Origin of the sequence: Frankia gtarii (assembly GCF_025403375.1) — a bacterium.
Taxonomy (GTDB): Bacteria; Actinomycetota; Actinomycetes; order Frankiales; family Frankiaceae; genus Frankia; species Frankia gtarii.
Genome location: NZ_JAMPTM010000324.1, coordinates 1 through 7,154 on the forward strand (window position 1 = coordinate 1; position 7,154 = coordinate 7,154).

A 7,154-nucleotide genomic window follows, 5' to 3' on the forward strand; every position below is an offset into this window, starting at 1 on the left:
CCGCCATGCCCGCCATGCCCGCCATGCCCGCTCGCGACGCCGCCCGGCGCACCGGGCAGGATGGGCGGCGTGGTCATCCCGATTCACGACATCAACCCGCTGAGCCGACGGCCGATCATCACCTGGCTGCTGATCGCCGTGAACGTGGTGATCTTCGTCTTCTTCGAGCCCGTGGTGAGCTCGATCGCCGGGATCGGGACCTCGACCCCGCAGAACGCCTGCGAGCAGCAGCGGTTCTTCCAGGAGTGGGGCGCGATACCCCGGGAGCTCGTACACAACACCCAGCTCTCGGCCGCCTACTCGGGTCACATCGGCGTCGACGCCGCCGGCAATCCCGGATGCATCGTGCAGTCGCCGGCGAATTTCGACAAGATTCCGGTACTCTCGGTTCTGTCCGCAATGTTCCTACACGGTAGCTGGCTTCACCTGATCGGTAACATGCTGTTTCTCGGAGTCTTCGGCAATAACATCGAAGATCGTATGGGAAGGCTGTTCTACCTACTGTTCTACCTGGTCTGCGGGTACGCGGCGACCTACGGCTTCGCGTTGTTCGAAAGCGGGTCGTCGAACACTCTGATCGGCGCCTCGGGCGCCGTCGCCGGAGTACTCGGCGCCTATCTCGTCCTGTTTCCCAGGGCCCGCGTCATCGGCCTGGTATCCGTCCTGTTCTTCCTGCCGTTCTGGTTGCCGGCCTGGATTGTCCTCGGTTTCTGGTTCGCCTTGCAGTACGTGTACTTCACGGGGTTCGGCGTCGCCGACGGAGGTGCCGTCGCCTACGGGGCGCACGTCGTCGGCTTCGTCGTCGGGGCACTGCTCGTCGCGCCGTTCATCCGCCAGCTGCGCGCGGCCGGACCAGGCACGCCGCCCCGGGTACCGCAGCACCGGTGGATCCGCGGGACCGGAGCCTCCGCCGCCGCCGCCCGCCATCGTCGAGGTTACTGATCTCTCCGGATCGGTGCAGTGGCGGCGTGTGGTAGTCGGTCCGGATGCGGGGCGGTCCGTGGTGGCCCGGTGCTGCGGGGCCTGTTTCCGCTCCTGATCTGGGGAAATCCGGTGGTATCCGCCAGTGTGGTGCGGCACGCTTGTCGAATTATGTCCGACCCGCCCTCAACATCACCCGCCCTCGCCTCCGGCTCCGGGGCCCCCGCGTCCGGCGCGGGCGGCCACGTCTACCGGCGGACGCTCGCGACCCCCGGCGCGGCCCAGTTCATGGTGCCGGCGTTCGTGGGACGGCTGCCGATCGCGATGCACGCGCTCGGCACCGTGCTGGTCGTCCAGGACCGTGCCGGCTCGTATGCCGTGGGCGGCGCGGTCGCCGCCGCCGGGGCGCTCAGCGAGGCGGTGTGCGTGCCGCGGGTGGGCCGCGCCCTCGACCGCTTCGGTCAGACCAGGGTGCTGCTCGCCGGACTCGCCGGGCACCTGCTCGGGGTGGCGGCGCTACTGGCGGCGGTGCGGGCCGACGCACCCCGCCCGCTGTGGTTCCTCGCCGCGGCGGTCGCCGGCGGCTGCCTGCCGCCCGTCGGGACCTGCGTGCGGGCCCGGTGGAGCGCGCTGCTGACGGGTAGCGCCCTGCTGCCCGCCGCACTCGCGCTCGAGGCGGCGATAGACGAGCTGGTGTTCATCCTGGGGCCCACCCTGGTGACGGCTCTGGTCACCCTCGTCGACCCCGCCGCGGGTCTGCTGGCCTCGGCGGTCCTGCTCGGGATCGGCGCCCTGGGGCTCGCGCTGCAGCATGGCACCGATCCGGGTCCTCGCTCGGCGTCGGCCGCGCCGCCTGAACGGATCATGCGGCGGCCGGACACTCGCACCCTGGTCGCGATCGTGTTCGCAATCGGGATCGGCTTCGGCGGGATCGACGTCGCCATGGTCGCCTTCGCCCGCGAGGAAGGGCTGGCGGCCGTCGGCGGGCTGCTGCTGGGCATGTTCGCGGCCGGCTCGGGGATCTCCGGCCTGATCAGCGGCGCCCGCAGGCCCGATCGCCCGCTGCGGGCCCGGCTGCTGCGTTCCGTCGCGCTGCTGACGGTCGGCTTCGCGCTTCCCCTCGCCGGTGTCGGCGTGGCCGCGATGATCCCGCTGGCCGTCCTCGCCGGGGCCACCGTGGCCCCCACAATGATCAACTCCAACGCGATCATGGAACGGATCGTCCCACCGCAAGCCCGAACCGAGGGCTTCGCCTGGCTCACAATGGCAGTGGTCGCCGGCCTCGCCGTGGGCTCCCCACTGGCCGGCCGCCTGATCGACGCCGGGGGCGCGCGGCTGGGCTACGTCGTGCCGGCGGGCGCGGGCCTGCTCGCCGGCCTGACGGCCCTGCTCCGCCGCCAGCACCTGCCGGACGACCGCTCGCCGGCGGACCGCTCGCCGGGCAGTGGTTTCGCCCGACGGTGGTTCGCGGCGCAGCGGTTCGCCGGCGACAGCTCAGGAGGCGGTGTTGTCGCCCGCCTGGCCGTCGGCCCCCTCCCCGGCCGCGGCGCCGACGGCACCGCCCGTCTCGGCGGCGGGGGTCGGCGTCGCGCAGGCACCAGACCCTCCGGAAGTGGCCGACACAGCAGCGGCGGCCGACACAGCAGCGGCGGCGGCGACCTCGGTGGGCCGGCGACGTAGCAGTCCACGCCGGGCTCCGGGGCGGGCAGCCTCGGCGTCACCGCGCCGTTTGCGGCCCTTGCGCCCCGCCGCCGCGACCACAGTCGCGGCGTCGCTCGCGCCCTCGGTGGCCTCCGCCGCGGAATCGGTGGCCTCGGCCTTCTCGGTAGCTTCGGCGGGCTCGACCTCGTCGGCGACCACAGCCGGATCGGCGGCCACGGCCGAGTCCGCGGCCACGGCTGGATCGGCGGCCGCAGCCACGTCGGCTACCTCGGCCGACGCCACATCAGCCGACACTGCGGTGGCAGCGACGGTCTCGGCGACGACGGTCTCGGCGGCATCGGCGTCGGGCGCCGTCCCCGCGGTGGGCGCTGACGGCAGCACCTCGGTGGCCTCGGTTCCCGTCGACGTCGCCGGGGTGGATCCATCGGGCGCGGCGGGTCCGTCGGTGGCATCGGCCTCGGCGACGGTCTCGTCGGCCGAGTCGGCGATCGGCTCGACAGCGACGGTAACCGGCTCCACGGCGGTGACCGGCTCGGCGACGGCCTTACGGCCGCGGGAGGTGGGGACCTCGGCCGGGGCGGCCGTCGCGACGTCGAGGGCGACCGTCCGCCATCCCTCGAAGATCTCGGTGACGGTGTAGCCGTCGGCGCTCAGCACGTCGCGGTAGCGGGCGAGCTGCTCGTAGGACAGCGCCGGATCCGCCGCGGCGACGGCCTTTTCCGTTTCCGCGTCCTCCACATACTGACCGCCGCCGGCGGCCGGATCGGCGGCCGGAAACGTCGTGACCGTCGCCGACACCCGGTAGGTGGTCGAGGCGGCGAGGTTCACCGTCCCGGTCAAGGTCCACGACCGGCTCGTGACCGAGCCACCGGGTGGCCCGGGGGGCGCATCCTCGGTCTGAGCGGCCAGCAACGTGGCGATCTTCGCCTCGGCCGTCATGGGCACCGCGTCGTCGTTCTTACCCCATCGCACGCGCGCACGTCCTTTCCTCACGCAGTCGGCATCGTCCGCACGCCCGTTCGGCAGCGCCGGCGTCCCCCGGCCCTGGGGACGGTCCGGCCAACAGGCCGTCGGCGTGGGTGAAACCGCATTCTGACGGACCGACCGGATGCAGTCCGCATCGGGGTGTGTTCCGACACAGTGACGACATAACGGCGCAAACTACCAGGAGGTCGGACATGATTGATGCACGCCAAGGAGCGATCGATCGGTGCGGCGCAGACGTCGACACGGATCACCGCGCGGGGTCCGCCACCCCGCCCAAGAAATCGCCGGAGGCGTGGCGCGGATTTCGGTCGCGACAATCATGCCATGATCACATATGGGAACTACACATAGCAGTTAGATGATCACCTGGCTGTTCCACGTCGGTGGCGACCTCACGAGCCCCCCCCGTTCGGGATGGCTCCACGGATGGCGTTCCCAGCCCCACCGAGGCGCGGCTCGCCGCCCCCTCCGTTCCGCCAAGCCAGCCCGGATGTTGGACTACGAGCGTTATATTCTGCTTGCCGCACGTGACATACAGCGACGGTCTTCTACGACAGCGAGGTCGGGCGGAGTCAACGGTGTCAGACGAAGTGGCGGTCGGGGCCGGTGTCGGTGACACCGCGTCCCCACCGTCGACCACCGGAATCATCAGGGTGTTCCTTCTCGATGACCACGAGGTAGTACGTCGCGGGCTGCGGGATCTCCTCACCGAGGAGCCGGACGTGGAGGTGGTGGGCGAGGCCGGGCGGGCCGACGAGGCGCTTGGCCAGATCATCACGCTGCGGCCGCGGGTCGCGGTCCTCGACGCGCGACTGGAGGACGGTAGCGGCATCGAGGTCTGCCGGCAGGTTCGCTCGGCCGACCCCGACATCGCCTGCCTCATCCTCACCTCCTTCGACGACGAGGAGGCACTTTTCACCGCGATCATGGCCGGCGCGGCCGGCTATGTCCTCAAACAGATCCGGGGCACCGCCCTGGTGGACGCGGTCCGCCAGGTGGCCGCGGGCAAGTCCCTGCTCGACCCGGCGGTCACCCCACGGGTGCTGGTGCGCCTGCGGGAGGGACCGGCCGAGGACGAGCGCCTCGCCGGCCTCACCGACCAGGAACGACGCATTCTGCGGCTGATCGCGGAGGGGCTCACGAACCGCCAGATCGCCAGCCGGATGTTCCTCGCGGAGAAGACGGTGAAGAACTACGTCTCCAGCATGCTGGCCAAACTCGGCCTGGAGAGCCGCACCCAGGCCGCCGTCTTCGCCACCCGACTGAACACCTGACCCGGCCGGCTAGCGCCCGCCCCCGGGCGGGCGCTGGCCGGCGGCCGAGTCGTCCGCCGGCGAGGACACGTGCAGTGCTCCCGGCGGGGTGATGAGCGGGACCAGCCAGGTCACGGTCGTGCCGATGCCGTTCTCGCCGGGGCCGAACCCCATCCGACCGCCCAGGTCCAGCGCCCGGCTGCGCAGGTTCGCAAGCCCGCTGCTGCGGGAGGCTCCGCCGGGGCCGCAGCCGTCGTCACGGACCTCGACCAGGATGTCCACGCTGCTCACCCGCAGCAGCACGTCGATGCGGGTGGCCCGGGCGTGCCGGGCGATGTTGGACAGCGCCTCCCGCAGCGCGGCGAGCATGTGCGGGCGGATCGCCGCGGGCACCCGGCGGTCGATGGGGCCGTCCACCCGGATCACGGGGCTGATACCGAGCGCGCGCTCGGTCTGGGCGATGACTGCCCGGATCTCGGTACCCAGGTCGGCATCGTCGAGGTCGGCGGTCGTCAGCGAGAAGATGGTCTGGCGGATGTCGGCGATGGTCTGGTCGAGCTCGGCGGCGGCGACGTGCAGCCGGTTCGCCGCCTGGCCGTCCAGGACGCGGGCGAGGCTCTGCATCTGCAGGCCCGTCGCGAACAGCCGTTGGATCACCACGTCGTGCAGGTCGCGAGCAATCCGGTCGCGTTCCTCGAACAGCGCGAGGCGCTCGCGGTCGCGGTGGATACGGGCGAGTTCGAGCGACAGCGCGGCCTGACCGGCGAAGGCCGCCGCCATCTCCAGGTCGAGGCGGCTGAAGGTCTCGAGTGGGCCACTCGCGCCGAGGACGAGGATGCCCAGCGCCCGCCCGCCCGCCATCAGCGGCACGACCATCCCGACCGTGGCTGCCGCGTCGGGGGCGTCCGCACCGAGCAGCGGACCACCCTGCGCGGCGGCGCCGACCAGCACGGCTCGCCCGGTGCGCATCGCCTCGGTCATCCGCTCGTTGTCGGTGAAGACCCGGCCGCGCAGGTGCTCCTGCCCCGGTCCGTCCACCACCCCGACGACCAGCCCGGCGGCATCGGGGACGAGGATCGCCGCGAGGCCGGCGGCGGTCGCCTGCCGGGCACGGCGCGCCACCAGCTCGAGGGCCTCCTCGGGTTCGGCCGCCGACAGCAGCGCCGTGGTGATCTCAGCGCTGGCGGCCAGCCAGGCCTGGCGGCGCCGCGTCGCTTCGTACAGGCGGGCGTTCTCGATCGCGAAGCCGACCGCGGCGGCCAGCGCGCTGGCCAGACTCTCGTCCTCCGGAGTGAACTCGCCGCCGCCGTGCTTCGCCCCGAGGAACAGGGTGCCGAACGCCTCTCCCCGCACCATGATCGGAACGTTGAGGAAGGTGTCGAATCGGGGATGGCCGGGGGGGAACCCGGCGGCGGCCGGATGGCGCGTGACATCGGGGACCCGCAGCGGTCGGGGATTGCGCAGGCTCTCCCCGATCAGCCCGCGCCCCAGCGGCAGCCGGCCGATCATCGCGGGCACACCCTCGGCGAATCCGACGTGGATGAGTTCGGTGATCTCGCCGGCCTCGCCGATGACCCCGAGGGCACCGTACTCGGCGTCGACGAGCTGGCTGGCCGCCTGCGCGATGCGGCGCAGCGTGACCGGCAGGCTCAGTTCCCGGGCGACGTCGACCACCGCGTCGAGCAGGCCCTGCATCCGCGACTGCGTCGACGCCACCGCGTCGACCTGCGCGGACAGGCGGGTACGCAGCTCATCGAGTGACGAAGGACCGGCCAGGGCCGGCGGCTCACTCATCGGAGGGCACAACGGTCATCGCGGGTGATTCCTCCTCTCTTCGCCCGGCTCCCTGTCGGACCCCCGGCGAAGAGCGGTCGCCCAAAGGTGGGATCACTTTGGCGTGCAGGATATCCACCAGCGTGATTTCGGGGAACACCTGCCGCGGCGGCCCGGGTCCCTTCCGCCGCCGGCGCCCGGGTCCGCCGCGCCGCCGCCGACACGGCGCGGTCCGCCGTGGCGGCAACGTGGAGCGTGGCCACGACCAGAAGTACAGTGTGCTGCATGGCAGTGCTGCGCCTTTTCCTGCATCGCGATCGCGTGACGGACCTGGGTCGGGCCGTCAGCGCGGCGTGTACCGGGCGGGTCTGAGGCGCCTCGTCGCCGCCCGGCGGGTCGACTGACGAGTCCCGCCGCCCCGCTGTGCCTTCGCCGGCGAATCGGCGCACCCCAGCCCCGTCCGCCTTCTGGTCCCGCACCGCGTCGGGCCCCGCCGAACGCTCCCCGTGCGCTCCCGAGCGCGCCCCGCCGCCCGGCTCGCGGCGTCCCACCGGGGTG

General features: G+C 72.3%; 4 protein-coding genes. 3 read left to right on the forward strand and 1 reads right to left on the reverse strand.

What is annotated here, in order from left to right:
* Window positions 1-69 precede the first annotated feature (69 nt).
* The 3 genes from NBZ83_RS28385 to NBZ83_RS28395 all read left to right on the forward strand — a co-directional run bounded on the left by NBZ83_RS28385 (window position 70) and on the right by NBZ83_RS28395 (window position 4,844).
* Complete coding sequence (locus NBZ83_RS28385) at window positions 70-942, forward strand: rhomboid family intramembrane serine protease (RefSeq protein ID WP_261565939.1); 873 nt, start codon at window positions 70-72, stop codon at window positions 940-942.
* A gap of 150 nt (window positions 943-1,092) precedes the next feature.
* The gene (locus NBZ83_RS28390; RefSeq protein ID WP_261576162.1) at window positions 1,093-2,601 is read left to right on the forward strand and encodes an MFS transporter; all 1,509 of its coding nucleotides are present in this window, start codon (window positions 1,093-1,095) and stop codon (window positions 2,599-2,601) included.
* Between the two features lie 1,547 nt (window positions 2,602-4,148).
* A complete protein-coding gene (locus NBZ83_RS28395; protein ID WP_438803142.1) occupies window positions 4,149-4,844 on the forward strand; it encodes a response regulator in 696 nt (231 codons plus the stop codon).
* Window positions 4,845-4,853: 9 nt separating this feature from the next.
* Here the strand turns inward: NBZ83_RS28395 and NBZ83_RS28400 are convergent, their stop codons facing one another.
* Entirely contained in the window at window positions 4,854-6,617 is a 1,764-nt protein-coding gene (locus NBZ83_RS28400; protein ID WP_261565936.1) for a sensor histidine kinase, read from the reverse strand.
* Between the last annotated feature and the right edge of the window lie 537 nt (window positions 6,618-7,154).

Coding starts and splice junctions, on each gene's coding strand:
- NBZ83_RS28390 (WP_261576162.1), top strand. CDS start 1,093: ATGTCCGACCCGCCCTCAACATCACCCGCCCTCGCCTCCGGCTCCGGG.
- NBZ83_RS28400 (WP_261565936.1), bottom strand. CDS start 6,617: ATGAGTGAGCCGCCGGCCCTGGCCGGTCCTTCGTCACTCGATGAGCTG.